The organism is Thioclava sp. ES.031, assembly GCF_002563775.1.
Classification (GTDB): domain Bacteria; phylum Pseudomonadota; class Alphaproteobacteria; order Rhodobacterales; family Rhodobacteraceae; genus Thioclava.
Map to the genome: position 1 here is coordinate 2,585,227 of NZ_PDJO01000001.1, position 26,512 is coordinate 2,611,738.

At 61.6% G+C, this 26,512-nt stretch carries 24 protein-coding genes and 1 other annotated feature; of the genes, 8 read left to right on the forward strand and 16 right to left on the reverse strand.

What is annotated here, in order from left to right:
* Positions 1 to 62 precede the first annotated feature (62 nt).
* The 6 genes from AXZ77_RS12325 to AXZ77_RS12350 form a co-directional block, all read right to left on the reverse strand.
* Positions 63 to 245, reverse strand: coding sequence for a hypothetical protein (locus tag AXZ77_RS12325; RefSeq protein WP_078522903.1), 183 nt, complete (start codon positions 243 to 245; stop codon positions 63 to 65).
* A 61-nt stretch (positions 246 to 306) separates the two neighbouring features.
* The gene (locus AXZ77_RS12330; RefSeq protein WP_098411365.1) at positions 307 to 1,953 is read right to left on the reverse strand and encodes a GMC family oxidoreductase; all 1,647 of its coding nucleotides are present in this window, start codon (positions 1,951 to 1,953) and stop codon (positions 307 to 309) included.
* A complete protein-coding gene (locus AXZ77_RS12335; protein ID WP_098411366.1) occupies positions 1,950 to 2,573 on the reverse strand; it encodes a gluconate 2-dehydrogenase subunit 3 family protein in 624 nt (207 codons plus the stop codon). The genes AXZ77_RS12330 and AXZ77_RS12335 overlap by 4 nt, the downstream gene beginning before the upstream one ends.
* On the reverse strand, positions 2,570 to 3,556 hold the full coding sequence (locus AXZ77_RS12340) for a hypothetical protein (protein ID WP_098411367.1): 987 nt from the start codon (positions 3,554 to 3,556) through the stop codon (positions 2,570 to 2,572). The genes AXZ77_RS12335 and AXZ77_RS12340 overlap by 4 nt, the downstream gene beginning before the upstream one ends.
* Before the next feature lie 69 nt (positions 3,557 to 3,625).
* Positions 3,626 to 4,726: an enolase C-terminal domain-like protein gene (locus AXZ77_RS12345; protein ID WP_098411368.1), complete on the reverse strand. Its 1,101-nt coding sequence runs from the start codon at positions 4,724 to 4,726 to the stop codon at positions 3,626 to 3,628.
* Position 4,727: 1 nt separating this feature from the next.
* On the reverse strand, positions 4,728 to 6,497 hold the full coding sequence (locus AXZ77_RS12350; RefSeq protein ID WP_098411369.1) for a thiamine pyrophosphate-requiring protein: 1,770 nt from the start codon (positions 6,495 to 6,497) through the stop codon (positions 4,728 to 4,730).
* A 163-nt stretch (positions 6,498 to 6,660) separates the two neighbouring features.
* Between AXZ77_RS12350 and AXZ77_RS12355 the strand changes: the two genes are divergently transcribed.
* The gene (locus tag AXZ77_RS12355; protein ID WP_098411370.1) at positions 6,661 to 7,515 is read left to right on the forward strand and encodes an SDR family oxidoreductase; all 855 of its coding nucleotides are present in this window, start codon (positions 6,661 to 6,663) and stop codon (positions 7,513 to 7,515) included.
* A gap of 82 nt (positions 7,516 to 7,597) precedes the next feature.
* Here AXZ77_RS12355 and AXZ77_RS12360 read toward each other — a convergent pair whose 3' ends face one another.
* Positions 7,598 to 7,945, reverse strand: a complete 348-nt coding sequence (locus AXZ77_RS12360; protein WP_166741314.1) for a BON domain-containing protein — start codon at positions 7,943 to 7,945, stop codon at positions 7,598 to 7,600.
* Positions 7,946 to 8,147: 202 nt separating this feature from the next.
* On the opposite strand from AXZ77_RS12360, the gene AXZ77_RS12365 reads away from it, so the two are divergent.
* From AXZ77_RS12365 to AXZ77_RS12375, 3 genes are all read left to right on the forward strand, one after another.
* Complete coding sequence (locus AXZ77_RS12365) at positions 8,148 to 8,345, forward strand: hypothetical protein (RefSeq protein WP_098411372.1); 198 nt, start codon at positions 8,148 to 8,150, stop codon at positions 8,343 to 8,345.
* Between the two features lie 56 nt (positions 8,346 to 8,401).
* Positions 8,402 to 8,674 carry a hypothetical protein gene (locus tag AXZ77_RS12370; RefSeq protein WP_098411373.1) on the forward strand — a complete coding sequence of 91 codons (273 nt, stop codon included), beginning with the start codon at positions 8,402 to 8,404 and terminating at the stop codon, positions 8,672 to 8,674.
* Between the two features lie 136 nt (positions 8,675 to 8,810).
* Positions 8,811 to 10,052 (forward strand): cytochrome P450, encoded by a 1,242-nt coding sequence (locus AXZ77_RS12375; RefSeq protein WP_098411374.1) that lies wholly within the window; start codon positions 8,811 to 8,813, stop codon positions 10,050 to 10,052.
* Between the two features lie 76 nt (positions 10,053 to 10,128).
* Here AXZ77_RS12375 and hmpA read toward each other — a convergent pair whose 3' ends face one another.
* Positions 10,129 to 11,310, reverse strand: a complete 1,182-nt coding sequence (gene hmpA, locus AXZ77_RS12380) for an NO-inducible flavohemoprotein (protein ID WP_098411375.1) — start codon at positions 11,308 to 11,310, stop codon at positions 10,129 to 10,131.
* 75 nt (positions 11,311 to 11,385) lie between these two features.
* Here hmpA and AXZ77_RS12385 point away from each other — a divergent pair, with 75 nt between their 5' ends.
* Complete coding sequence (locus tag AXZ77_RS12385) at positions 11,386 to 11,892, forward strand: Rrf2 family transcriptional regulator (RefSeq protein ID WP_218000486.1); 507 nt, start codon at positions 11,386 to 11,388, stop codon at positions 11,890 to 11,892.
* 283 nt (positions 11,893 to 12,175) lie between these two features.
* Here AXZ77_RS12385 and AXZ77_RS12390 read toward each other — a convergent pair whose 3' ends face one another.
* Positions 12,176 to 13,258, reverse strand: a complete 1,083-nt coding sequence (locus tag AXZ77_RS12390; RefSeq protein ID WP_098411376.1) for a sensor histidine kinase — start codon at positions 13,256 to 13,258, stop codon at positions 12,176 to 12,178.
* A gap of 4 nt (positions 13,259 to 13,262) precedes the next feature.
* Positions 13,263 to 14,720 (reverse strand): ATPase domain-containing protein, encoded by a 1,458-nt coding sequence (locus tag AXZ77_RS12395; protein ID WP_098411377.1) that lies wholly within the window; start codon positions 14,718 to 14,720, stop codon positions 13,263 to 13,265.
* Between the two features lie 512 nt (positions 14,721 to 15,232).
* Between AXZ77_RS12395 and AXZ77_RS12400 the strand changes: the two genes are divergently transcribed.
* Both AXZ77_RS12400 and ligD read left to right on the forward strand, forming a co-directional pair.
* Positions 15,233 to 16,162, forward strand: coding sequence for a Ku protein (locus AXZ77_RS12400; protein ID WP_098411378.1), 930 nt, complete (start codon positions 15,233 to 15,235; stop codon positions 16,160 to 16,162).
* Positions 16,162 to 18,570, forward strand: coding sequence for a DNA ligase D (gene ligD / locus AXZ77_RS12405; RefSeq protein WP_098411379.1), 2,409 nt, complete (start codon positions 16,162 to 16,164; stop codon positions 18,568 to 18,570). Before AXZ77_RS12400 ends, ligD begins: the two co-directional genes overlap by 1 nt.
* Positions 18,571 to 19,284: 714 nt before the next feature.
* Here ligD and AXZ77_RS12410 read toward each other — a convergent pair.
* From AXZ77_RS12410 to AXZ77_RS12430, 5 genes are all read right to left on the reverse strand, one after another.
* Complete coding sequence (locus AXZ77_RS12410; protein ID WP_098411380.1) at positions 19,285 to 19,503, reverse strand: hypothetical protein; 219 nt, start codon at positions 19,501 to 19,503, stop codon at positions 19,285 to 19,287.
* 160 nt (positions 19,504 to 19,663) lie between these two features.
* A complete protein-coding gene (locus AXZ77_RS12415; RefSeq protein ID WP_098411381.1) occupies positions 19,664 to 19,972 on the reverse strand; it encodes an SCP2 sterol-binding domain-containing protein in 309 nt (102 codons plus the stop codon).
* Between the two features lie 245 nt (positions 19,973 to 20,217).
* Positions 20,218 to 21,657, reverse strand: coding sequence for an IS1182-like element ISPse1 family transposase (locus AXZ77_RS12420; RefSeq protein WP_098410118.1), 1,440 nt, complete (start codon positions 21,655 to 21,657; stop codon positions 20,218 to 20,220).
* Between the two features lie 224 nt (positions 21,658 to 21,881).
* Positions 21,882 to 22,757, reverse strand: coding sequence for a universal stress protein (locus AXZ77_RS12425; RefSeq protein ID WP_098411382.1), 876 nt, complete (start codon positions 22,755 to 22,757; stop codon positions 21,882 to 21,884).
* 12 nt (positions 22,758 to 22,769) lie between these two features.
* Positions 22,770 to 24,254: a SulP family inorganic anion transporter gene (locus tag AXZ77_RS12430; protein ID WP_098411383.1), complete on the reverse strand. Its 1,485-nt coding sequence runs from the start codon at positions 24,252 to 24,254 to the stop codon at positions 22,770 to 22,772.
* Positions 24,255 to 24,341: 87 nt separating this feature from the next.
* Positions 24,342 to 24,394: a sequence feature (sul1 is cis-regulatory element that is thought to sense ions involved in sulfur or methionine metabolism; They are found in Alphaproteobacteria), on the reverse strand.
* 644 nt (positions 24,395 to 25,038) lie between these two features.
* Here AXZ77_RS12430 and AXZ77_RS12435 point away from each other — a divergent pair.
* On the forward strand, positions 25,039 to 25,818 hold the full coding sequence (locus AXZ77_RS12435) for a response regulator transcription factor (RefSeq protein WP_098411384.1): 780 nt from the start codon (positions 25,039 to 25,041) through the stop codon (positions 25,816 to 25,818).
* A gap of 129 nt (positions 25,819 to 25,947) precedes the next feature.
* On the opposite strand, the gene AXZ77_RS19750 is transcribed toward AXZ77_RS12435, so the two are convergent.
* Positions 25,948 to 26,082, reverse strand: coding sequence for a hypothetical protein (locus AXZ77_RS19750; protein ID WP_255266490.1), 135 nt, complete (start codon positions 26,080 to 26,082; stop codon positions 25,948 to 25,950).
* Between the last annotated feature and the right edge of the window lie 430 nt (positions 26,083 to 26,512).

Below are 26,512 nucleotides of genomic sequence, written 5' to 3' on the forward strand. Positions count from 1 at the left end.
TAGTCCTACAAAAATGCTGTTTTGAGCCTCACCAGCATTGAGACGGATCGACCCGCATTTCTTCATTCAGAGGTCGTTCCGCGTTCCTTTTTGAGGCGAACATAGGCCGCATATCCGACCTTTACCGGCGAATATCTGGTGACGTTTTCTACGAACTCTCCCTCGAAAGGGTCATCAACCTTCGGCAGTTGGTCCACATTCTTGTCCGCTCGCAACCCACCTGAATATTCAACTTTGATCTTCATGATTTCCTCGCCACTCCCTTTTTCCATTGCAGCCGACTGCGGCCCCCTATGCGCCAGATAGTCAGTCGAAGCGCGCATCAATAATCCTGTCCGCGATCCGCGCGGCGTTGGCGAGGATCGTCATCGCCGGGTTGACACCGCCACCTGTGGGCATGAGTGAACCATCGCAAATCCAGAGATTATCGACATTCCACACGCGCCCCATATCGTCGGTGACCGAGGTCTCGGGATCGTCACCCATCGGGCAGCCACCCATCAAGTGTGCAGTGCTCTGCGTTTCAAACAGATTTTTGCCACCTGCAGCACGCATCATTCGTGACATGAATTTCCTCCCATGTCCCTGCAGACGCCTGTCATTGTCGCAAAAAGAATGCGTGACCTTGGCTCGTGGGAGCCCAAGTTCATCCGTCTCGTCAGCCAAGGTCACGCGATTGTCGACCTGTGGCATCGACTCTCCGACCATCTTCAGCCCGGCCATCCGATTGTAACGCCCCATGGCTTCGAGCAGGTCATCCCCGAACATTCCCGTAGATGAAGTCAAAGTCCCGGCGAAATCTCCGGGCAACGGTCCCTGGCTCATGAAGGAATAACCACCATCGAAATTTTTGCTCGGGTCGTCGTCGGCATAATTCCAATGTTCACAGGTCGCCATCGATGGGGGCCCCTTATACCAACGAATTTCCTCGTCGAACTCGCCCCATACGGCGTCGTTCGCATGCACCATGAGATTGCGCCCCACGAGTCCGTCTGCATTGCCGAGACCCTGGGGATGCTGAGCAGTCGACGAGTTGAGCAACAAGCGCGGTGTTTCGATCGAATAGCCTGCCGCTACCACATTCTCAGCCTTCTGGAAGCGCCACTTCCCATCGCGATAGTAGCTCACCCCGGTCGCGCGCCCGTCTGCACCGGTTTCGATCCGCCCCACCATCGCCAGATCTCGCACCTCGGCGCCCGCCTTGATCGCGCGCGGAACATAGGTAATCGGCATGCTCTGCTTGGCGTTGATCGAGCAGCCGATCTTGCACATGCCGCGATAGGCGCAGGGCGGCGATTTCCCGCTCGGTGCGGAGACGGTGCAAAGCGGAGTCGGCGCCCAGTCGACGCCAAGCGCCTCTGCCCCGCGCGCCAACACCAGACCGGCTTCGTTTACCTCATGCTCGCGATAGGGATAGCGCCCGCGATCGGGCCCCCACGGGTAGCGGATCGGCCCAGAGATCTTCAGCGCCTCCTCGACCTCGTCATAGTAGCGCCACATCTCGCGCCAATCGACCGGCCAGTCGCGACCGTAGCCCAGCTTCGAGCGGGCCTTAAACCATTCGGGGCGGAAGCGCAGCGACACCATCTGGAAATGCACTGAGGATCCGCCGACCGCGCGCCCGGAATTGTTTGCGCCCAACTCGATCGGATCGTCGCCATCCGAGATCCGCGGGTCGAGCCAGTAGAGCTTCTCCTGCTCGCGCTCGTCGGACGCGAAGTCTCGCCTGGGCTGGAAGAAGGGACCGGCGTCGAACAGCACCACCGACATTCCGGCCTCGGCGAGCTTGGCGGCGAGAACCGATCCGCCGCAGCCCGCACCGACGATCACGAAATCGACCGGCGCGTTCTTAGGGTATTCGCGCATCGGCACCTGTCCTTCGCGCTTGAAGACATCCGGGGCGTGGCCATTCACCGCGCGGGGGCGATCATTGCGGGGCGCGTCTTGTGTCATGCCTGATCCTCCCATGTTCCGAAGGGCGCCTCCCAAGGGTCGATCTGGCCGACTTTGAGCCGGACATAGCCGCGTGGCGATGCCGGGCCGCCATAGCCGATCTCGCTCATCGCGGCAGGAGCGCTGTAATAGATTTGCACGATCTGCTTGAGCAGAAGCGCGCGGAAGAATTTCTGCGGCGGCATCTCCTGCCACGCCTCGGGCGCGCGACAGTCGCCGCGATCGATGGAGCGCAGCAGGCGCGCCTGCTTGGGCCGGACGAGCTCGCAAAATCCGCGTCCGTCGAACGCTGCGCGCGCCTCGGCGTCGATCGCCTCAAGCCCGCGCAGCCATGCGTCGCGCTCGGGCGGCATCGTGGCGAACCGCGTGCCGGTGCCACGACCTGCGTGCAGGGCAGCATCGATGAAGGGCGCGATGGGCACGGGCTCGGGGCGGCGCTGCGGGATCACCACCGCGCAGAGCGCCTCCAAAAGCGCGAACTGGTTCGGGTCAAGAAAGCGGCGCGGCGGCGGATCACGCCGCGCGCGCAGAACCTCGCGTGTCTGATCGTCGAAGGACGGGCTGTCCCATTTGTCGAGCACGTCATAGCCGGGATACGGGGTGCGGAACGGTTGGCTCATATCGCCGCCCTTTCCTTGTTCTGGCGCGGTTGATCCTCCCCCACCGCGAGCAGATCAAGCGCCGCGCGCCCGGTCTTGCCGAGCCCCGCGAAGCTGATCGGCGCGGGCATCGGCGGCCCCGCCAGCGTCGTCTGCCGCCAGTTGCGCCAGCCCGCCGAATTGCGCGCGACTCCGAGGGCGTGAAAGCCGGTGCCGACATAGCCAAGCCCCTCGACCGCACGCAGCAGCAGGGTAAGCGGGCGCCGGAAATGCCGATGCGGATAGATCGCCTGCGCCATCAGCCCGGCAGCGGCAAGCGGCGGCAGCGTGACCGGCAGATACATCGCCTTGTCATGGAACGCGCCGCGGAAATGCAGCAACGCGACCTCGCCGGATTCCGCCACGAGCGCGAGCGCGGTGAGGCAGGCCAGTTCGCGCCCGTGCAGATGCTCGTAGCCCTCGGTCTGGGCCATCCGATGGGTCACCATCCCGAACAGACCGCTCATGATCAATGCCCCCGGTGCCCCGAGCGGCGCGGCGTAGAACAGGTTGTTCCACGAAATCCCGCCGGGCCGGCGGCTGATGTTGCGCAGGTGAAACCCCATGCCGGCAATCCCGATCCCGACGGAAGAGAGATGCGTCACCTCAAGCACGCGGCCACGCTTTCTGCGCCGGGGCTCGGCCAAGGCGGCGGCCATCGCGGTCGCCCCTGTCAGGGGGGCCACATACATCTCGTCGCGGCGGAAATCGCCCCGCAGATGTTCCAGCGCGCTGTCGAAGAGGACGCTGGCACCCATGATTGCGGCCCCGTCCCGACCGAGCCGCAGCGCCTCGCGCTTGTTGCGCGACCGCTTAACCGGATTGGCGGAGCGTGGGCGGCGCGCGGCCAGCCCGGCGGCGACGAAACCGAGGCCCACGCCCGCGACGATGGCGCCCAGCCCGATGCCGCCGACGGGGCGCCGGGTGCGGCGTCGGAACGTGTCATATATCCTGTCATGGGTCATTGCGTGTTCCCTTTCCTCCTGCCGAATCCTTTTTCGTCCCAGCGTGAGACCATGCGCCGGGATCTGTGCTTAGGCCTGTCGGAACCGCTCTGCCTCCCGCAGGCGCAGCCGCAGCCCGAAGCCCGGTTCGCCATTGTCGCGCAACTGGCCGTTCTCAGGCTCGGGCGCGCCGTCGAAGAGCATCCCCTCGATCCGGACATGGTCGTGAAACCATTCGAGGTGGATCGCGGGCAGCGCGGCGAGGCACGCGTGCAGATGCAGCGCGGGGGCGCAATGGGCAGACAGCGGCACCTGATGCGCGGCGCTGAGCGCGGCCACGCCCATGAAGCCCGTGATGCCCGCGCAGCGCGTCGCATCCGCCTGCAGCACGTCCACCGCGCCCGCTTCGAGCATGTCGCGGAAGTAGCCGATATTGAAACCGTATTCGCCCGCCGTGACATTCATCCCGGCCGGCGCTCGGTCGCGGCAAAGGCGCAGCCCTTCGAGGTCATCCGAGGAGACGGGCTCCTCGTGCCATTCCACGCCGTAGTCGCGGGCGCGCTCTGCCAGCGCCAGCGCCTCCTTGCGGTTCTGGGCGCCATTCGCATCCATGAACAACCGACAATCGGGGCCGATGGCGTTGCGCGCCTGTTTTAGCCGGTGGGGATCGCGCTCGGCGTCTCGCCCGACCTTGATCTTCACCATCGAGAAGCCCTCGGAGGCCCAGCCCTCGAGTTGGCTGCGCAGCTGCCGGTCGTCATAGGAGGTGAAACCGCCCGAACCATAGGCCGGGATCGTATCGCGCGCGCGGCCCAGAAGGCCCGCGACGGGCTGGCGCAGCAGCTTACCCTTGAGGTCCCAAAGAGCCGTGTCCGCCGCCGCGATCGCCATCGCGACAGGACCATCGCGCCCGATATTTCGCGTGGCATGCACCATCGCCAGCCAGAGCTTCGCGATGTCGAGCGCGTTGCGCCCTTTCACCTGTGGAACGAGAATGTCGCGCACGATCCCAGCCGTCGCGGGGGTCGTGTAGCTGTAGCCAAGGCCGGTCTCACCCCCGGCGGAAATGGAGACGAGAACCATCGAGGTCTCGCTCCATTCCAGCGTCCCGTCGGCTTCCGGCGCATCGGTCGGGATCGTCAGGGCGGAGACGTCGACCGCCTCGATCAGCGGATCGGAGCCGAGGGTCATCTCAGCGGTCCGTGACGCGCTTGATCGTCTGCTTCACGATGCCAGCCGTTTCGGAGTCACCGTGGACGAGCGCGCTCATGAAGGACTTGGCCTGATCCATCGTGATATGGGGCGGCAGCGTCGGCACGTCCGGATCGACAGTGGCGTGAATCACGGTCGGGCGATCCGCCGCGAAGGCGACCTCCCAGGCCGGGCCAATCTCCTCGGTGCGGTCGATCCGCAGCCCCTTGAGACCCAGAAGCTCCGCATAGGCGGCCATGTCGATATCGGGCACGTCCTGCGTCTTGTCGACACGCGGGCTGTCGGCCATAGCGCGCAGCTCCCAGGTCACTTGGTTGAGGTCCTGATTGGCCAGCACACAGATCACCAGCCGCGGGTCGGCCCAGTTGCGCCAGTATTTCGAGACGGTGATCAGGTCGGTGATGCCGAGCATCTGCATCGCGCCGTCGCCCACGAAGGCCACCGCTGCGCGATCGGGATAGCAGAATTTCGCGGCCACTGCATAAGGCAGGCCCGGGCACATCGTCGCCAGCGTCCCCGACAGCGACGCCTTCATCCCCCGGCGGATTTTAATCGCACGCGCCAGCCAGTTGGCCGAGCTGCCCGAATCCGCCGACAGGATCGCCTTATCGGGCAGCCGCGAGGACGCCTCCCAGAACAACCGCTCAGGATTGACGGGATCGGCGCTTTCCTTGGCGCGCTGCTCGACGCCCTCCCACCATTCGGCAGTCTTCTTCTCGATCGTCTCGCGCCACGACCGGTCGGTCTTGGGCTTGAGACGCGGCAACAAGGCCTCCACCGTGTCGGCTGCATCGCCCACGAGGTTCACGTCCATCAGATAGCGCATCGACACCATCGTCGGATCGAGGTCGATCTGCACCGCCTTGACCTGCCCTTCCTTGGGGAGGAATTCCGAATAGGGGAAGCGCGAGCCGATCATCAGAAGCGTGTCGCATTCACGCATCATCCAGTCAGAAGCCTGCGTGCCCAGAAGCCCGATCGAGCCGGTCACGAATGGCAGATCGTCGGGCAGTGCGGCCTTGCCCAGAAGTGCCTTCGCAACGCCCGCGCCGAGCGTTTCGGCAAGCTGGGTGATCTGTGTCTCGGCGCCGATCGCACCTGCGCCAACGAGGACGCCGACCTTTTCGCCCGCGTTCAGAATATCCGCCGCGGCAGCGAGGTCCTTGTCCGCCGGAAGCAGGCGCGGCGCCTGATAGCCAACGCCACTGTGGACAGTGCCGTGGGCATGGGGCGGCGCTTCGACCGCCGCGGCCTCCTGCACGTCATTAGGAGCGATCACGCAGGTCACGCTGCGCCGCGCCTGTGCGATCCGGAGCGCCCGGTCGATCAGGTGCCGCGCTTGCCCCGGCGCCATCATCGTGTGGACATATTCGCTCGCCACGTCCTTGAAAAGCGATTGTAGGTCGACCTCCTGCTGGTAATTGCCGCCAAGCGCGTTGCGTCCCTGCTGACCGACGATCGCAAGCACCGGCTGGTGGTCTAGCTTAGCGTCGTAGAGCCCATTGAGCAGATGGATCGCGCCGGGGCCGGAGGTCGCGAGACAGCAGCCCACCTCGCCGGTCCATTTCGCATGCGCTGCTGCCATAAACGCGGCGCTTTCCTCGTGACGTGCCTGAACGAATTCGATCTCGTCATCGCGTCCAAGCGCTGCGACGAGGCCGCTGATCCCGTCTCCGGGGAAGCCATAGATGCGGGTGATGCCCCATTGCTTGAGGCGGGTAAGAATGAAATCGGCAACGGTGTCGGACATGAAGAGTTCCTCCACAGTTCGGGGTGAATAGGAAAAGGAAACGGGTTTGTTTCGCTCAGTGTTCCGACAAGAGCCTGTGAGGAGGCCCCAGTAAAAGAAACGCAGGAACATTGCGGCGCGCATCCGGTTGGTCCGTTCAGACCCACCCAGAAAGGAGCCGGTTATGAATTACCCCAAACCTCCCTTCCCGAAGCAACCGCAGTCCCTTCCCGGTTCGACCGAGAAGATGGAACCGCGCCCCGATCATGGCGAGCAGAGCTATGTCGGGTCGGGCAGGCTCGAGGGCATGGCCGCCCTCGTGACCGGCGCGGACAGCGGCATCGGTCGCGCCGTAGCGCTGGCCTATGCGCGCGAGGGGGCCGACGTGATGATTTCCTATCTCGAAGAAAACGACGAGGCCGAAGAAACCCGCCGACTTGTCGAAGAGGCGGGCCGACGCGCCTACGTGATGCCGGGCGACATTCAGAACGCCGACCATTGCCGCGCGCTGGTCCGCGACACGCATGAAGCCTTCGGCCGTTTCGACATTCTCGTCAACAACGCGGCGCACCAGATGCATTTCGACGAGATCGAGGACATTTCCGACGAGGAATGGGATACGACCTTCCGCACGAACATCCATTCGATGTTCTACCTGTGCAAGGCCGCTGTCCCGGTGATCGAGAAAAATGGCGCGATCATCAACACGGCCTCGATCAACTCGGACAAACCGAACCCGGGCCTTCTCGCCTATGCGGCGACAAAGGGCGCGATTCAGAACTTCACCACGGGGCTTGCCCAGATGCTGGCCCCGCGTGAGATACGGGTAAACTGCGTAGCGCCAGGGCCGGTTTGGACGCCGCTGATCCCCTCGACCCTACCGGAGGACTCGGTCGCGCATTTCGGGGAAGACAAGCCGATGGGCCGCCCCGCGCAACCTGCCGAACTGGCGTCCGCATATGTCATGCTCGCCGATCCGCGCTCGAGCTACACGTCCGGCGCGACCGTGGCCGTCACTGGCGGGATGCCGATGATCTAATCAAACGCGCGGGCCGTCAGACATTAGCGGCGGCCCGCGCGGTTTTCTCCCGCAGAATTTCGGAAGTCAGACTTGGTCAGCTTCAAGCCGGAATGACTTCGATCTGATTTTGGACAAGGAGAACACCACGCACTTCCTGCGCGAGCGCCTCAGCGAGTGTCCGCTGGAACTCCAACCCGATCGTGCCCTTGAGAGTCACTACCCCTTCGTCCACGACAATCAGAACTTGGCTCATGTCGATCCGCCCATCGCTTTCGAGCGCGCCCTTTACCGCAGGCGAAAGCTCCTCATCGGGCATCACGCGATCGGGTTGTTCTGGCGGTTCGGGCATGATCGGTTGCTCGACCCCGTGATAGCCTTCCGGCCGGCTTGGCTCGGCAAGATCCGAGCGCACCACGCGGACATCTTTTTCATCGCCCTTCTCAGTCATGATTACCTCCATGCCTGTGGAAGAGTTCAACGGGTGAATGTCTCGCTTGTTCCTGCACAGGCCGAACTCAACGCGATCACGATGCACCTCGATATGGAACAATGCCTAGTGCGTGTTGTTTCTTCAATATGCATGACGACCCTCGCGTGCAGCACCGCACGGGTCTCACGCGAGGGCTTACTTTGACCAAAGGAGGCCCATCATGTTGACCAGACTGCTTTTTGCCGCCTCAGCCCTTGGCGCCTTGGGGTATCTCATCAACCAGCGGCGCCACGCGTCCTCTTCGGAGGTCCGACCAGCAGGCCCTTCACAGATGCGCAATCCGCCGCGGCAATGGGATCAGGTGGATGAAGAAATGGACGAGAGCTTCCCGGCGAGCGACCCGCCCGCGAATTACTGACCTCAGCAGCGAGGCTCCGGTATCGAGCCGCCGGCTCCTGCGCAGAGAGCGATGACATGCCCAACACTTATCTCGAAGACACATTGATCACTTTGGAGGCCCGGCTGATTGCGCAGCGGCGCCTTTTGGCGCGAATGGTGGCGGAAATGCCCCCAGAAGCACGCGAAACCCTTCTTTCCTGGATCAACGAGCGTGAAGTGATGCGCGACGGGCAGGAAGATCCCGGTGCCGTTCCTGACGCGGTCGATACGCTCCCATTAAGCATCGCCCAAGAGTTCCAGCAGATCGCGACACTCGCACGCCGTCACCACCGCAGCAGTGATTTATAGACACGGACTGAGTGTGAGCGATGAATACGACACCGAGCGACAGACGCCCCAAACCGCCCTGCCCTGCGTTGCGCAGCACTGCTACAGCTCAGTTTGGTGCGTCCGTGACAAATTCAACCACAGCGAGGGAAGGCAGATGCATCATTCCCAAACCATTCCCCACCTTCCGGGGATCGACAGCACCCGCGCCTTTCTCAGCGAGGGCTATCCATTCATTTCGCGCAGATGCGACGAGCTTGGAAGCGATGCGTTCCGAACCCGCCTAATGCTACGCCCGGTCACGTTTCTTCGCGGACCGGATGCGGTTCGCGGCTTCTATCGGGCGGGCCGCATGACGCGCCGCGGAGCGATGCCACCGACCGTAGTGCCGCTTCTACAGGGCAAGGGCAGCGTGCAAAGCCTGGACGGCGCAGAGCATCAGGTCCGCAAGAAAATGTTTCTCGATCTCATGGCCCCCGTGCGGCTGCAGCAGGCCCGCCAGATTTTCGCAGAGGAATGGCAGGCGGCGGCGGGCAGTTGGCGAGGCCGCGAGATCGACCTCTCCGATGCTGTCGACGGCATCATGACACGCACCGCGCTTCGCTGGTGCGGCATCGACCCGGGACAACATGACGTTGCAAGCCGCTCGCGTGAACTCAGCACGATGTTCGCCGAAGCCGGTGCGCTCGGCCCCGCCTATCTGCAGGCACGCTGGCTCCGAGCTCGATGTGAGCGTTGGGCGCGAAGTCTCATTGCTGAGACCCGAGAAGTGGACGGACCCGCCGGAAGCACCTTGGGCAAGCTTGCCTTCCATACGGATCTCGATGGCCGCCGCATGAACGAGGATGTGGCCGCGAAAGAACTCCTGAACATCCTGCGCCCGATCGTGGCAGTCGGACGCTACGTCGTCTTTGCCGCCCACGCCCTGCATGTCCAGCGCGCAGCCATCCACGCTATGACGGAAGACGACGAACACATCAGTCACGCCATCGCCGAAGAGGTTCGTAGGCTTTATCCGTTCTTCCCGGCGATCGGCGGACGCGTGCGCGAAGCGTTCGACTGGCACGGCGCGAGGTTCGAGCCCGGCGACTGGCTGGTGCTCGACCTCTACGGCACTAATCACGATCCTAAGACGTGGGATGACGCGGAAAGCTTCTGTCCCGAACGCCATTTGGGGCGCGACCGCCAACCCGAGGGGCTCGTGCCGCAAGGTGGAGGCGACTACCTACAAAATCACCGTTGTCCCGGCGAGTGGCTCACGACCGAGTTGCTAACCGAAGCGGTGATGCAATTGCGCAAGCTCGACTGGACTTTGCCGGAACAGAACCTGTCGCTTCCCGAAAACCAGTTCCCGCCGCTGCCCGAAGGCGGTTTGCGCGTTGCGGTGTCACCCAACTGAACCACCGCGAGCGCAATTATGGGACGACTACTTCTTGAACCCCGGCGCTCGACGGATAGAGCGCCGGGGCGGGGTATCAACCGATCTGCGCGGCTGCGGGACCGAAGAACTCATAGTGGATGCGTGCCTCCGGAACGTTTGCAGCCTTCAAGCCAGAAACCATCTCCTGCATGAAGCCCGTCGGGCCGCAGATGAAGTAGTCCGCCCTGGCGGGATCGCTGATCTGCACGAGCCAGTTCGGATCAACCCGGCCGGTATGAACCCCGTTCGCGACGTCACTCTCTTCCGGCACCTCGTAGAAGACGTGGCTCTCATGCGCCTTTGCGCGGGAGGTAGCGGCAAGCGCATGGGACTGGCCATTCCGCGTCGCGTGGACATAGACCATTCGCAGTTCGCCGCCGCCATAGCTCTCCAGCATCGAGATCATCGGGGTGAGGCCAACGCCTCCTGACAGCAGAACCACCTCTCGCTTGTCTGCGGGATCGAGGAAGAACTCGCCAGCGGGCGCGGCCACGTCGAACTCGGCGCCGACCTCGACCGCATCATGCAACCAGTTGGAGATCCGTCCGCCGGGCTCGCGCTTGACGGTGATGCGGTAGGACTGACCATCCGGTGCCGAGGAGATCGAGTAGTTGCGCCGATATTCCTCGCCTTCCGCAGGAGCAAAGCGGAAGCTCAGATACTGACCGGGGCGATGCTTGAGAACAGGCAACCCATCCACGGGATAGAGCGTGAAGGACGCGATCTCGGAGGTCTCGCTGTCCTTCGCGCCAACCTTGAAGCGCCGCCACCCGCGCCAGCCGCCGTCCTGTTCTTCCGCACCGGCGTAGATCTCTTCCTCCCGCTCGATGAGCGTATTGGCAAGGAACCAGTAGGCCTCGCCCCAGGCATTCAGGATCTCGGGGGTCGCAACCTCGCCCAACACCTCGGCGACAGCCCCTAGCAGCGCTTCGCCGACATGGGGGTAATGCTCGGGGAGGATCTGCAAGCCGACATGTTTCTGTGCGATCCGCTCCAGCGCATCGGCCAAGACCCCGGGATTCCGGATATGCGTCGCATAGGCCACCAGTGCCCCCGCGAGCGCTTTGTGCTGCGGCGAGTTACCATGTTGATGCGACATGTTGAACAGCGCCCGAATTTCGGGAGCAGCGAGCAGCCTGCGATACATGACCGGCACGATCTGATCGACGTGCTCGGCGACGACGAGTGCAGTGGCTTCGATGATCGCGAGTGAGCTTTCCGAGAGCGGCTTGGCCATCATTATCTCCTGGGTTATAAAACATGCCAATGATCCGCATCTATTCCCTCGCGAATTAAGATGCCAATCACAGGTATGTTTTTCCTGTGCGACATTCTGTCCGGCCTCGTGATACGAGACGGGTCGCTTGGGAGCCCGATCAGGAGAGATGTGCGAATGCGCTTGAACGACACCACGGACCTCGCCTTGCGCGTCATGATTTATGCGGCGTCGATGAAAGACCGCCGTTTCACGATCGATCATCTCGTCGAGGCCTATCATGCGCCCCGAAGCACGGTCATGAAGGTTGTCAACGCGTTGACCCGAGGCGAATTTCTGACTGCACAACGCGGTCGGTCCGGCGGCTTGGGGCTTGCACGTGCCGCCCAAGAGATCGGCGTCGGAACAATTGTGCGCCACATGGAGACGGATTTCGATCTCGTCGAATGTATGCGCAGCGGCGGCGATTGCGCGATCACAGCGTCCTGCCGTTTGATTTCCCCCTTGGCGGAAGCCCGGGCGGCTTTCTTGGCGACGCTCGACAACTACACGATTGCCGATATCGCGATCTCGCCGCGCGATTTCGGGCTGGCGATCTCGTAAGGCTGATACACCGGGCCGATCGTCCAAAAGCTCTCCGGGCCACCCGTCAGGAAACGGCCGCCCTCCCCCCGCGAGACGCAAATACACAAGAGCAATGGAATTCCTAAGGAGATCTCTATTGCCTTTTTGAAGCTGGCCGCGCCGTAGAGCGGTTTTTTCTAGAGATCGAGATCAAATAGAGCGCAGGGCACCTTAGTTCGGCACCAACTTAAAATATTTGCGGTTTTCCCGCGCGAAAGCGCGGCCCTCGGCTTTCATTACTTCCAATCGCACACACGCGCCATTAATCGGCAACCAGATCGTTATCGGCGGCGGACGTAAAGTAGCGGGGGCTAATCTTGGCATACCAAGAGACACCATCGGGGTCATGCCGCAATTCGGTTTCCGCCTCCCCCCGCAGAAAGCTGTCGATGACTTGAGAGCCAAGCCCCTGACGGGACGGTGGTTCCTCGATCCGCGGGCCATCGCGCTCTTCCCAGGAAAGCGCGAGCATGCCACTCTCCGGAAGCACTCTCCAACGCACCGAGACGCGACCCTCGGGGACCGTGAGAGCGCCGTATTTAGCCGCATTGGTGGCGAGCTCGTGGATCACCAGCGCCAGGTCAAACGAAAGTCTCTCAGTCAGCAGCAAAGATGGCCCTTCGACGTGGAGTTGCTCAGCCGCACAGGTGTAGGGCTCTACATGTTCAAAGACGAGATCGCCGAGCGGACGCGCTGTGGCGCCTTCCTGTGCCAGTTTTACGTGCGCATCGGTGAGCGCGCGAAGCCGGCCATAGAAAGTCTCGGAAAAGCTTTCGAGATCGGGGGCGCGACGCACTGTCATCGAGAAGAGCGACTGCAGAACCGTGAGACTGTTGCGCGTTCGGTGCCGCAGTTCGCTTAGCAGGAAGCGCCCACGCTCTTCTTCCTGAGAGAGCCGGTCTATCAGGTCGCGGGTCTCGAATTGCCGACGACGCGCTTCGGCCTGAGCCTCGAAGACGCTCTGCAGCACCGCCGCCTTGACAGGCCGCTCGAGAAGAATTGGCGATGGGGCGTTTTCTTTGCGGTTCACCGCGCGGACAGCGGGCGGGAGACGCGCAACCCGGCTTAGAAGGAAAACCGACGGCAGCCGTGCCCACGCGGGTTCCGCAGCGAAGGTCGCGTTCAGCACCTCACCGATCTCTTGGCTCGCACCCTCTTGACTGACAACGACGAATAGAACGCCATCAGGGCCTCGTGCGTCCAAGGCCGAGGCGAGGTCACGCGCGGTGACGCAGGTTCGGGCCGAGAGGCCGGTGCGCTCGACGAGACGCGCCAAGGCTCGCGCATCATCATTGAGCGGCGCGAGGATCAGAACCGGTGGCGTCTCACAACGAAGCTCAGACATCGCTTTACTCAGCGCTGAGGTCGGAGGCGCTTCTCGCACGCTGCTCGGCCTCTTCGGACAAAGGGATAATTTCGACCGCACCAGCGCGAATGATCAACTGCTCAATATGGCGTTCGTGTTCGCTATGCCGCTTCTTAAGCACAGCGATGGAGCGTCGGATTTCGGACCGGGCTTCATACTGACGCAGGAGAATGATCGAGTCGGCAAGAAAACTGGCGTCGATGGTTGTGGCGGGCGGTTCCCCCAACAGCCCGTGCTGTGTCATGGTGATAATGACCAGCACTTCGCGGCGCGTGAGATGTTGCAGAAGCGCCTGCATATGCGTCATCACGTGACTGCGCTCAGGCAAAGCCTCGAAATAGCCGCTGAGACTGTCGATAACGACAACCCTCGCCCCATCATCCACCGCCTGCAGAACCGCGTTTGCGAATTCGCCGGGCGAAACCTCGGCAGGATCGAAATGTCTTAGCCTAAGCCGGTCAGATTGCTCATAGAACTCTATGTCGAGACCGACGCCGGCGGAGCGGTTGCGCAGAACCTCGGGACGTTCCTCGAATAGAAACATCGCGGCGAGGAGGCCACGTTCTGATGCCGCGCGCGCCAACAGGGTCGCGATGGTCGACTTTCCACTGCCGGACTGACCTGAGATCAGAGTGGTGGTGCCAAACTCCAGCCCGCCGCCGAGAAGTCGAGTGAGCGGTTCGTGCGGCGGCTCCAACTTTTCCTCAAGGGTCGCAGGATGTGCCTCGTGCGGAATGACACGAGGGAAAACTTCGAGCCCGCCCGTCTTGATGCGAAAATCGTGCCAGCCTTCTCTGAAAGGTGCGCCCCTCAGCTTCACTATCGTCAACCGACGCTGTGTGATGCCGATGGGCGGTGTAGCACTGTCAAGTTTGATGACTCCGTGTGCGACACCTTCGGCATGACGCTCGCCATCGGGGTGATCAAGGTGGTCTATCAGCAACGCCGTGCAGCCGCGCTCACGTAACTGGCTGCGCAGCGCGAGAAGCTCTCGCCGGTAAGCTGACTCGGTCGAAGAGAGCATTCGCAATTCTAGCAGGGAATCGAACACCACAATGTCGGGCTCCGCGTTTTCAAGCTCGCTGCGCACCCCTTCCATCAACTCGACGAGATCGGCCTCATCGCTTTCTACCGAGAAGCTCCGCTCGCCCTTGCCAAGCTCAGGAGTGTAGACCCTGACCCCAAACAGGTCGATCCCGTGAGACTTGGCGATCATCTCGATTTCGGGGCGAGACTGCGCCACGCTAATGAAAAGCGCGCACCGCCCTTCGACCGATGCCTCGGCGAGGAAATGCAGCGCGAGGGTGGTCTTGCCTGTGCCAGGCGCCCCTTCGACAAGCATGATGCGCCCGGCGGGATATCCCCCCCTCAGCACCTTGTCCAGACCATCAACCCCCGTCGAAACTCTACCCCTCTGTTCAACCACAATACCTCCTAACATGCGGGGCGACGTCTCATCCGGTCCACTCTCAATGCGCGCGACCAGCCAAGATTGGCACCTCTCGACACAATTTTTTTTAAATCAACATTGTTTACATGCTGACTCGAGGAAACCTTTTTGGCAAGGAACGGACACGTAGCGGCCTGTCACCCCCGCCTTCGAGGCACCTGCGCTTCTGAAATGATGGGCGAAAGCTTGCGAACAGTATCGCCTTTGGGTCGTCTTGGTGAGACAAAATCCTACTCCTCTTTCAGTTGTCTTGAGCAAGCTACGAGGAATTATCTGGTATTCGCGAAGCGTCATCTCACCAGGCCAGAAGTGAAGGCAGCCCCCGCTTGAAGCGCTGAAGACTGAGGAGTTGGCGGTTTCGTTCGTGTCGACATGCGCTCGTGGCCACGCCTTGCAAAAGTCCGCTCGCGGCATTTACGCCAAGCACAACAAAGCGTTCTCGATCCGTGGGAACCCTCTGCAAAGGAAGGCGTTCCCCCAAGGTCAAGCATAAGGAACCGCCCATGGCCTCCCGCGCGATCTGGAAAGGCCAGCTACGGCTGTCGCTGGTCAGCATCCCCGTCGAGATTCACTCCGCGACCAAATCGGGAGCGCGGCTTTCGTTCCGGCAAATTCACGGCCCCTCCGGCAAGCGCGTCCATTACGAGAAGACTGTCTCCGGTATCGGGCCCATAGATGCCGACGAGATCCTCAAGGGCTACGAGATCGGCGATGACGAGTATCTGCTGCTCGAGCCTGAGGAGATCGACGCGATCAAGCTCGAGACCAAGAAGACGCTCGAACTCGTGCAGTTCGTCGATGCGTCCGAAATTCCACCACTCTACTACGACCGGCCCTATTATGTCGTGCCGACCGACGATCTCGCGCAGGACGCCTACCGTGTGGTGCGCGATGCGCTGCGGCAGGCCAAAAAGATCGGGCTTGGGCAACTTGTGATGCGCGGCAAGGAGTATCTCTGCGCGCTGCGGCCCTGCGGCGACGGTATCCTTTTGGAGACGCTGCATTATGCCGATGAAATCCGCGAGGCCGATCCGCTGTTTTCAGAGATAGAGGACGAGCCTGCGGACAAGGAGCTGTTGGAGGTCGCCACGCAGCTGATAGACCGCAAGACCGACAGTTTCGACGCATCCGCCTTCACCGATCACTACGATGCGGCGCTGCGCGATCTGATCGACCGCAAGCGCAAGTCGAAGAAGACGCCCCGCGCCAAGACGGGAGAGGACGACACCAGCAGAGGCGGCGATAACGTGGTCGACCTGATGTCCGCGCTGCAGGACAGCCTCAAGGCCGATGGCAGCGGCAAATCCGGCTCGAAGTCCGTGGGCAAATCGACGGGTCGGAAATCGTCATCGAAAACCTCCGGTTCGAAGTCGTCCGCGTCGAAATCCAGCAAATCCTCCGGCGCGAAATCCTCAACCAAGAAGTCTGCTTGATGGGAAGCCTCCACCGTTATCTCGAAATGCGCGACTTCGCGCAGACGCCAGAGCCCGATGGCGGCACCGCCTCGGGCCATCTCGCGCCGCGCTATTCGATCCAAAAGCACGACGCGACCCGCACCCATTTCGATCTGCGCCTCGAATGGAAGGGCGTGCTGCTGTCCTGGGCGATCACCAAGGGGCCGTCCTTCGACCCGGGTGAAAAGCGGCTCGCGGTGCGGACCGAGGATCACCCGCTGGATTACCTCACCTTCGAGGGCACGATCCCGAAGGACAATTACGGCGCGGGCACGGCGATGCTCTGGGATCTGGGGCATTGGCAGCCGCTGATCCCGGTGGGCAAGGCGCTCAAGAAAGGGCATCTGCATTTGCGCCTGCATGGCGCACGGCTCACCGGCGAGTGGCACCTGATCCGCATGAAAACCGAAGGCAAGCGCGAGAACTGGCTGCTGACGAAGGCCGAGGACGCGGCGAGTGGCGCGCGCGATCCGGTGGCGCGCTATCGCCGCTCTGTCCTGAGCCAGCGCACGACGCGCGAAATCGCCGCTGACAAGCCGCCCGTCGAGACGCAGGCGGGCAAGCGCCCCGGCTTCTCCAAGCCGCAGCTCGCGACGCTCTCCGACAAGATGGTCGCAGGCGACGGGTGGTGGCACGAGCTGAAATTCGACGGCTACCGCGCGCTGATCGCGCTTGGCAAAGGCGGCCCGCGCGTCTTCACCCGCAACGGCAAAGATTGGACGGATCGCTTCGAAGGTCTGCTGCCCGCGCTGGCCGAGGTCGACTGCGACAGCGCCCTAATCGACGGCGAGATCGTCGCAGGCGCAGGGCTCGACGGTTTCTCGGAGCTGCAAAAGGCCATCACCGCAGGCGGTCCGTTCCGCTTCTACGGCTTCGACATCCTGTCGCGCGACGGTAATGACCTTCGCAAGGCGCCGCTCGCTGAGCGGCGGAAGGCGCTGGAAGAGGTGATGAAGCCGCTCCCCGCACTCGGGCCCGCGCAGCTCTCGCCGGTGATATCAAAAGACCCCGAGGATGCCTTCGACACGATCTGCAAGGCAGGCGGCGAGGGGCTGATCGCAAAGCGCATCGACACGCCCTATCGCGGCGCGCGCTCGAAGTCGTGGATGAAGGTCAAATGCGAGCGTCGCGACGAGTTTGTCATCCTTGGCTGGCAGGAAAGCGACAAGCGCGGCCGGCCCTTCGCCTCGCTCGCGCTGGGGGCCGTCGAGGGCAATGACTGGCGCTATGTCAGCAAGGTCGGCACCGGCTTCGACGAGGATCAGGCCGAGGCGTTGGCCAAGGCGATGAAGCCGCTCGCCCGCAAGACCGCGCCCGCGGATGTCGAGGCGTCGGAGGCAAAGGGCATACACTGGATCACGCCCGAGCTGGTCGCGGAAATTCGCTACGCCGAGCGCACCGGGGGCGACAGGTTGAGGCACGCGGTCTTCCTCGGGCTGCGCGAGGACAAGCCCGCGCGCACTGTGCGGCTGGACAATGACGTAGCCTCTGAGGAGCGCCCGAACGTCGCGGGGATCGGGATTTCCTCGCCCGACCGAGTGGTCTTCGAAGGCGCGGGCTATACCAAAGTGGACGTGGCGCGCTACTACGAGGCGATGGCCTATCGCATCCTGCCGCATCTTGCCGAGCATCCGGTGTCGCTACTGCGGCTGCCCGAAGGTCTGGGCGGCGAGCGTTTCTTCCAGAAACATGCGGGGCGCGGCTTTCCCGACGGGATCGAAAGCGTCGAGATCACCGAGAGCGACGGCAAAACGGCGCAATATATGATGATCCGCACGGCGGAGGGGCTGGTCGCGGCGGCGCAGATGGGCACGATCGAGTTCCATATCTGGGGCAGCCGCGTCGACCCGCTGGACCGGCCCGACCGTCTGGTCTTCGATCTCGATCCCGACGAGGGGCTGGACTTCGCAGCGGTGAGAGATGCGGCCTTCGAGATCCGCGATCTGCTCGCCGAGTTGGACATGCCGAACTGGCCGCTCCTGTCCGGCGGCAACGGCATTCATGTCACCGTGCCGCTGCGGCGCAGTGCCGGATGGGACACGGTGAGGCTTTTTGCGCGGGTGTTTTCACGCCTCCTCGTCGCACGGTCGCCCAAACGCTACACCGCCGAGATGTCGAAGGCGAAGCGCAAGGGACGCATCTTCGTCGACTGGCTTCGCAACGGCAAAGGCGCGACCGCCATCGCGCCATATTCGCTGCGCGCACGGTTCGGTGCGCCCGTCGCGATGCCGGTCTCGTGGGACGAGCTGAAGAAAATCCGCAAGCCTAACGCTTTCGATCTGGGTGCGGCGCTGGAGCGGGACGAAGGGATTGCGTTTCCCGATGCCGTGTCGATCAGCCAGGGCCGGGTCGATAAGCTCGAGGACATGCTGGAGGGTTCGGAGTAGCGCGCCCCATGTGATGGTCGCCGCGCCACGGAGGTCGGGGGCGAACGACATCGAGAGGTTCGGCAACTGATCTTCCGACAATTCGGAGACGCCCGGGAGGGCGCGCCTTGCCGCGCCCCTCTTTCTTTTGTCTAGAGCATAGCGGCAATCAGTCTCGATCATGTGTGCATGACCTAAGCCTTCGGCAGGTGGAAAGTTTCTCGCGCAAAAGTAGAGAAGAACTAGCGTGACTTGATAAGTGTCGACTACCTCAGGAATTCCTTGGAGGACGGATGTCAATCTTACGAGTGCTTACGGCGGTCGGAACCATCTTGGGTGTCGCCTCCCTTGCGGGCCTTGGCCTCGCTTCTTTTTGCGGCCACCTCCAGCTTCAACCCGCGATTGCCGTCGCCGTAACAGGGTTTAACGGACTCAGCCGCGTTCATCGACACACCTGACGCATCAATATTCCGCGTTGAAAACGACGGAGTGAAAACACGAATAACATCAGCCATTCACCGAGGCGATTGACTTGCCCCCCTTGGGCGGAGCAGTTTATCGCGCACTCGCGGAACACTCGAAGCCGACCTCCATCATCTATGCCGCATGCCAATTTCATTTAGGGGGCCGAGACGCGGACGAAACCGTCGAATATTCTGTCTCGCCTCCCGTCGGATCGGCTTGTCTGGAAGGGGTGCGGGCCACACCGGTGAGTGCGTGACCCAGGCTTGCAGGTCAGTCCGCGTCAGACAAGGCTACTGCATCGGGGCCGGCAGGATAATGCAAGCGGTCGCCAACATCAGTCGCAGCACACCAGACCGCCTCGGCCACGTCGCTTTCCCGCGTCACCACTTCGGGCGTCGCAAAAGCTTCAAAAATCGGTCCGGCATAGCTGGCGTAGCTCTCCGGGATCAGGTTCTCGATGCGAAACTGGCTGCCCACCCAAACGGACATTCGTCGCTCGCGCATGATCCAATTTGATTTGAACTCGGTGCCGCTGATCGTGCTTTAAGTGTCGGCTGTTTTATCGACCGAGCATTGGCGCGTTTCCCAGCAACACCTCGTCTCGCTCGAGGAATACATCAAACCTGCGAAGAAGCTGGGCCGTATGCGGTCAAGAAACCTTTTTCGTCGTGCTCAGGATTTCTCCAATTTTGAGCGCTTTCATTGGATTCCCGTCAACTTTTAGCTGGCGCATCATAAACGCCTTTGCGGGGTTCTTTACTCCCATTGCTATGTCGAAGAACACGCTAGCTTCCGCCGTCAGAGTTATGTCAGCGGCCCGATCGCTCTCAATTGCTCCGGTTTCGTCCACATAGAGCGTCGCAGTGCCCGGCATCTCTAGCCGCACACTGCCCTTTATCCGATTTTTTGCGCGATCGCTCACGAGGTTTACGATTTCAGCCTTACTTGCTTTGGTCACGTTGGTCTCCTTCGACCTGCATGGAGACTGTTTTCGATTGGTCTGTCTAGTTTGACGCTGGGTCGAGACTGGAGAATTTCGCTTCCGGCCGAGGCTGTGTGGAAACCCGTCGACGAGGGCTTTCTGATGCAAGTTTTCCGCACGGCTCGTTTTTCGCGGCCTTCGACCATTCCTTCGCGCGCATCGCGGCCTGGTGAGCCCTTGCTGGGCAGAGCATGACGACTGAGCCCGGGGCGGCTGCCCGATCAGGCCGGAATGGCCTGCATCAGGCGCCGGAGGCCAATCAGCGCGATCACTCGCTTGATATTATAGGCCAAAACATTGAGCGCCATTTCGGTGCTGACATTCTTCAGCCTCCGCGTCAGGAAATGGGTGTGCCCCATCCAAGCCTTGATCGTGCCGAACGGGTGTTCGACCGTGCAGCGGCGCAGGGTCATCGGGTCCGCGTCCCCGCTCAGCCTTTCGCGCATCGCATCGACCAGATGCTCATGCTCCCATCGCGTGATCCGGCGTTCCTTACCACTGGTGCAGCGGTGCCGGACCGGACAATGCTGACAGGCATTGGTCCAGTAGCGACCGACCTGCAGCCCGTCTTCCTCGCGCGTGTAGCGGTAGGTCAACTCTTCACCCGCGGGGCAGGTATAGACATCGCGTGCCGGGTCATAGGCAAAATCGGCCTTCACATACATACCTTTGGCCCGGTTGCCCGAGGTTTCCGGGCGCGACACGGTCGTGGTGATCCCCGCTTGATGGCAAGCCAGGATTTGAGCCCCACTGAAATATCCCTTGTCGGCGACGGCGTGCAGGTCGTCGCGCCGCAGGGCTTCCTTGGCGGCGGTCGCCATTGGGCTGAGCTGGTCTCGATCGAAACCTTGATTGGTAACGTCGTGCACCACGACCAGATGCGTCTCGGTATCGACCGCTGTCTGCACATTGTAGCCGACCATGCCGCTGTGCCGGGCGCTGGTCGACATGGCGCGGGCATCGGGATCGGTCAGCGATATCTGCCCGTCGGGCGCATCGGCCAAAGCCTTCTCCATTGACTTCAGCCGCGCGATCTCCTGCCGGATGCGGCCATAGCGACGGGCGAGATGGGCAACCTTTTCGGCCCGGGCCTTACCCTCCTCCTGACGGTCTATGCGCACCATCTCATCGATGTAGCGCTCAACATCGCGCTCGAGATGTGCCAGACGGCTGGCGATCTTGTTCTTCGTGAAGTTGTGGTCGCGGTTATTCACTGCCTTGAACTTGCTGCCGTCGATGGCAACGCAATCCCCCTTCAGCACGCCAATCCGGCGGCATAGTTCCACAAACTGTGCGCAGGTCCTGCGGATGGCCGGGCCATTGTCCCGCCGGAAGTCGGAGATGGTCTTGTGGTCGGGCACCAGGCGACCGGTTAGCCACATCAGCTCGACATTGCGACCGGCTTCGCGTTCCAGGCGGCGGCTGGACGGGATCCGGTTCAGGTAGCCATAGATGAAGAGCTTCAGGAGGACGGATGGATGGTAGCCCGGGCGACCGGTTCGAGCAGGCACACAGCGTCCGAACCCGAGCGCGAGAAGATCGAGCTCATCGACGAAGAGGTCGACGACACGGACCAGATGATCCTCCCCAATCCAATCTTCGAGACGCTCGGGGAAAAGCGTGGCTTGCTCCCGGTCGATGCCATCAATGAAACCCGCCATCCGTGCCTCCCGCTGCCTTGCGGAAATATACCATGGACTTCAGTTTCCACACAGCCTCGGCCCGAAGCCGACCTTGAAGGCCAATTGCTTTTCTGCGGTGCTTCTTCTCAGAAGCGGACATCTATGTATCGCTCCGCAATAGAACCGTCTCAGCGTCGCCCTTCTACGATGTTACACCCAGCGTCGTAACCGCGCGGGGTGCCGATGGCGCTTCGATCCATCCGTTATCGCACCAGCAACGTCGGCACGGAATTGGACCGGACCATCGCAGTGGTCGTGCTGCCAACGATCAAAGAGCGCAGGGGCGAGTGCCCGAACGCGCCCATCAAGAGGATGGCTCCTGGGGTCGCCTTTACTGCATTTGCAATGACCTCTTCCGCGCTGCCTTCTTCGATCAAGGCTGTGACATCGCGCCCCTTCAGGGCTACGCGCGCTTCGCGCATCATCTGTTCTGCCTTGTCCTGCGTCAATTTGCGCCCAGAGGTCGCGATAACGATTGTCACAGGGAGGTCCTTCAACAGGGGCGAGTTCGCACAGCGCTCCAACGCCCGAGCGGCCGCCGGGCTGCCATCATAGGCCAGCACGACCGCGCGCATCATATCTTCCTCAGGGGTTGAGGTGCTATTGGGCGCGATCAGGACAGGCCGGTCGCTCGCCCGCACGACCCGTTCCAGCGTTGACCCGATATGGTCGGTGGCGAATTCCTGGCTGGTCCCACGTTTGCCCATGATGACGAGTCGGGCCTCTTGCTCGCGCTCGAGGATCGTCTCGACTATGTCGCCGTGTCGGTGCAACTGCGTCACACCGTGGGCGTTCATTTCTTCGAGCGACTCGGCGCACCCATTCAGCAGCAGCCGTCCACGCTCGATTTGCAGACGGGCCTCCATTGCGTCAAGCTGGGTCAGTTCTTCCAGCAGACGCGATTTCACGCCAAGTCCAATAGCACCTGACAGATCGTGTCGCGCGCCGCTTGTGTCCTTGCGCTGAACGACGTGCAGGAGTTCGACCGGCAGATCGAGTTTCCGCGAGACCCAGGCTGCAAGGGTGCAGACGCTGGGCGCGTAACTTGACGCATCAACGCAGGCAAGAATGTTCTGCATGGTGTTTCCTCCTCAATGGCCCGAAAGATGCTGCTCGGCATCCGGCTTGTCATGCACGGCGAAGCGATCGATCATCCGCGCGCTTTCGGTATTCAGCCCGACGATATCGACGGTCGTCCCTTCCCGCCGGAACCGGATGACTGCCTTGTCCAGAGTGCCAATTCCGGTGATGTCCCAGAAATGCGCCTCGCTCAAGTCGATGATTACGTGGTCCAGAACTTCTCTGAAATCAAAGGCATCCACGAAACGTTCCGAGGATGCGAAGAAGACCTCGCCGGAAATGCGATAAGTGCGGGTGCGCCCGTCCTCGGACAGCGATGTCGAGACGGTGAACAACCGGCGCACCTTGCCGGCGAAGAACAGTCCCGACAGGACGACGCCCACCACCACACCAGCGGCGAGGTTGTCGCTCCAGATCACGATGATCACTGTCGCGACCATGACGATCGAAGACTGCCACGGGTTGCTGCGCAGCTCACCGATGGAGCGCCAGGAAAACGTGCCGATCGAGACCATGATCATCACGGCGACGAGGCTTGGCATCGGGATCTGAGCCACAAGCGGATTGAGAACGACCAGCAGAAAGAGAAGGAATACGCCAGCGATCAAGGTGGATAGGCGCGTCCGGCCCCCGGATTTCACGTTGATGACCGATTGACCGATCATGGCGCACCCGCCCATGCCGCCCAGAAAGCCGGTGAAGAAGTTCGCGATCCCCTGACCGCGCATCTCGCGCGCCTTGTTCGACGCGGTGTCTGTGAAATCATCCACGATTTGGGCGGTGAGCATCGATTCCAGAAGCGCCACCGCCGCCATGGTCAGCGAATAGGGCGCGATGATCTCAAGCGTCTGCAAGTTGAAGGGCACCTGCGGCAGCGCAAAGAACGGCAGCGATTGCGGAAGTTTGCCCATATCGCCGACGGTGTTCACATCGATCCCGCCATAGATGGTGACGGTGGTCAGGACGATGATCGCAACCAGGGGCGAAGGCACTGCTTTCGTCAGATAGGGGAACAGGTAGATGATCGCGAGCCCGGCTGCGACGATCAGATAGGTGACGTTTGTCACATGCATAAGCTGTGGCATCTGGGCCAGAAAAATCATGATCGCCAGCGCGTTCACGAAGCCGGTGATCACCGATCGCGAGACATATTGCATCAGCAGATCAAGGCGCAGGAGCCCCGCGATGCCCTGGAAGATACCCATCAAAATCGTGGCGGCGAATAGATATTCGACTCCGTGATCGTGCACGAGAGGGATGATCACCACGGCAACTGAGGCTGTGGCAGCGGAGATCATCGCGGGGCGACCGCCCGTGAATGCGATGATTACAGCGATCGAAAAGGAAGCATAAAGGCCGACTCTCGGATCAACCCCAGCAATCACCGAGAAGCCGATCGCTTCAGGAATTAGCGCAAGGGCGACGACCATCCCAGCGAGGATGTCCGCACGGGGGGTCGCGAACCAGTCGCTTCGAATAGAGGCGAGACTTGGCATGTGTCACTCTATTTTTAAGATAGCATCTAACAGGGCGTGGCCCGAGCGTGCAGCGATGTTACGGCACTATTTGGGCGTGATGCTGAAGATTATCCCGGGGATAGGCGCCGGGCCGAGCCACCCGGCGTGCCGGGTCCGACTTAGTGTGAGTGGGCACCTAAGCGATAGTTTTGGTGCCTGCAAGCATTTGATGGAACGTAAGGTAAAGATGCTGTTGAGCGCTGGCTTGCTCACATTCTTTGGTCTGGCATCTTAGCCGACGCCATATGCAGTGTCAGACGGTCGATGAAAATTCCGCAAAGGTCGCCTGCGCCAAAGCCGTCCTATTTGGTGAAGGTGAGGAAGACACAACAGCCTACCAGCGCCCGTTGCAGCGTCTGGTCACTTCATACCGACCCACCCTACGAGCAATATACCGGTGAACAGGAGACGCTATAGTTCGTCAGCGCCGCCGAGAGCAATCTTTGGTGCACTCGAGATGCCTGCCTTTGGCGGCGCCCGCTTCCCGATTTTCGAGGCGGATCGTCACTTTAGATCTCGAGAGCACGGGTGTCCTGAAGGGCAAAGACGAGACGGATGCTGAGATGGAAGCAGATCTCCACGAAGAGGCCGGAGCTTCGGTGAGCGAAGTCTGACGTGTCCGTCCCGTAACGTTGAGTGCTATCGCGCAGCGCGTATTCCGAATTCCCTCAGGTGCCATATATCATTTGGGCGGATAGCCCGCTCACGCGCCTGTGCTATCCTATTCCACTAAGGCCTGGGGAGGCTGAAAGTCGGAGGGGATATGAATACGCTCAACAAGGAGGGTTTAAGCGGGGTGTCTCGAGCTGCGCCGCGGCGCAGGAGTGATGCGTGCATTTGTTTCGTGGGGCCGCGGGAGATTTTCAGCGATGTGATCGTTCGGACGCTCGAGAGCGAGGTGCCGGATATCCCGGTGGTCCGCGTAGACTATCTGGAGGAAATCCCTCAACGCCGCGATGAGAATGCCCGCTTTGCGAATGGCGACAGGATTTGCGCTTTGATCGTGGAGGAAGGCAACGCCGCGGGACTGAAAGCGTTCATCGCGGCGCGGGGAGAAGCACTTTCTCTTTCGCGCATGCGCTTTGCGATTGCCTACAGCGAGGACAGGCCTGACAGCGAAGCAATGGATTTCCTTCGATCGGGCGCTCTGCTCAATCAGGTGAGCTTCCTGCCGATGAACATCAATATCACGACTTGGATGCTGACATTGCGCATCATCCTGTCGGGGGGGCACGTTGTCCCGCCGGCGCTTCTTGAAACCGGATTGACTGTGTCGAAAGCGGCCTCGAGAAAGCTTGCCGAGCCGGGCCTCGACCTGGAGCCGACGCCGGACGTGATGGACACGCTGACGCGGCGCGAACGGGAGGTCTTACAACTTCTGGCATCCGGGCAGCAGAACAAGAACATCGCGGATCGCCTTCAGGTCTCAGAGCACACTGCGAAGATCCATACGCATCGGATTATCAACAAGCTCGGCGTGAGTAACCGGACAGCGGCGGCTGTCTGGTATCACCGTCACGAGGCAAGAGCCTCACATTTGTAGAAGACATGGAACGCCTCGCCGCGCGGAAACGGCGGGCGGGGTTAGGGTTTGGTTTTCGCAAATTGTCTGATCGGCTGCTTGCGCGCCAGGCCCCCGCAGGCACAGCATCGACATTGCCATCGGCAGAGCCTACGCAAGTTCGTCCGCGCGGTTGAGATATTCGCAAAGAGAGAATGCATCGCCGGCCGCTCCGCTGAGCTTTGACAACAACGCGCATGTGCTCTCGATCAGCCCGCGCATGCCGTTGGAGGCGAAGGCGCTCATCGAAACGCTCAGGCCAAAGATACTCTGACCCAGCAATCGCCGGATTGTCGAGCCAATCCGCGCGCGAATTGCAGGCGCCCTCGGTGATTTCGAACCAAACCTGCTTTCGGGTCTTGCTCTGGATGATCGAAGCTCGTTCTTTCACCTGACCAGCGGCGAAGACATCGGCGACTTTCAATGTCACGAGATCACATCCCCGGAGCTTAATTTCGATGGCGAGATCGAAGAGCGCCAGGTTGCGCACCTTTTTGGCGATTTCCAGCCCCACGCGGATCGCCCAGACATGCTTTGGCAGAAGTGGTCGCTTCTGCCCGACGGTGCGCCCCTTGTTCCAAGCGGGACGGAGGGCACGAATGAAAGGTAGGTTTTCAGTTTGCACGGGTGTTCTCCCAGTCCACCACGCCCACCTGATCACAACCCGACGTTGGCG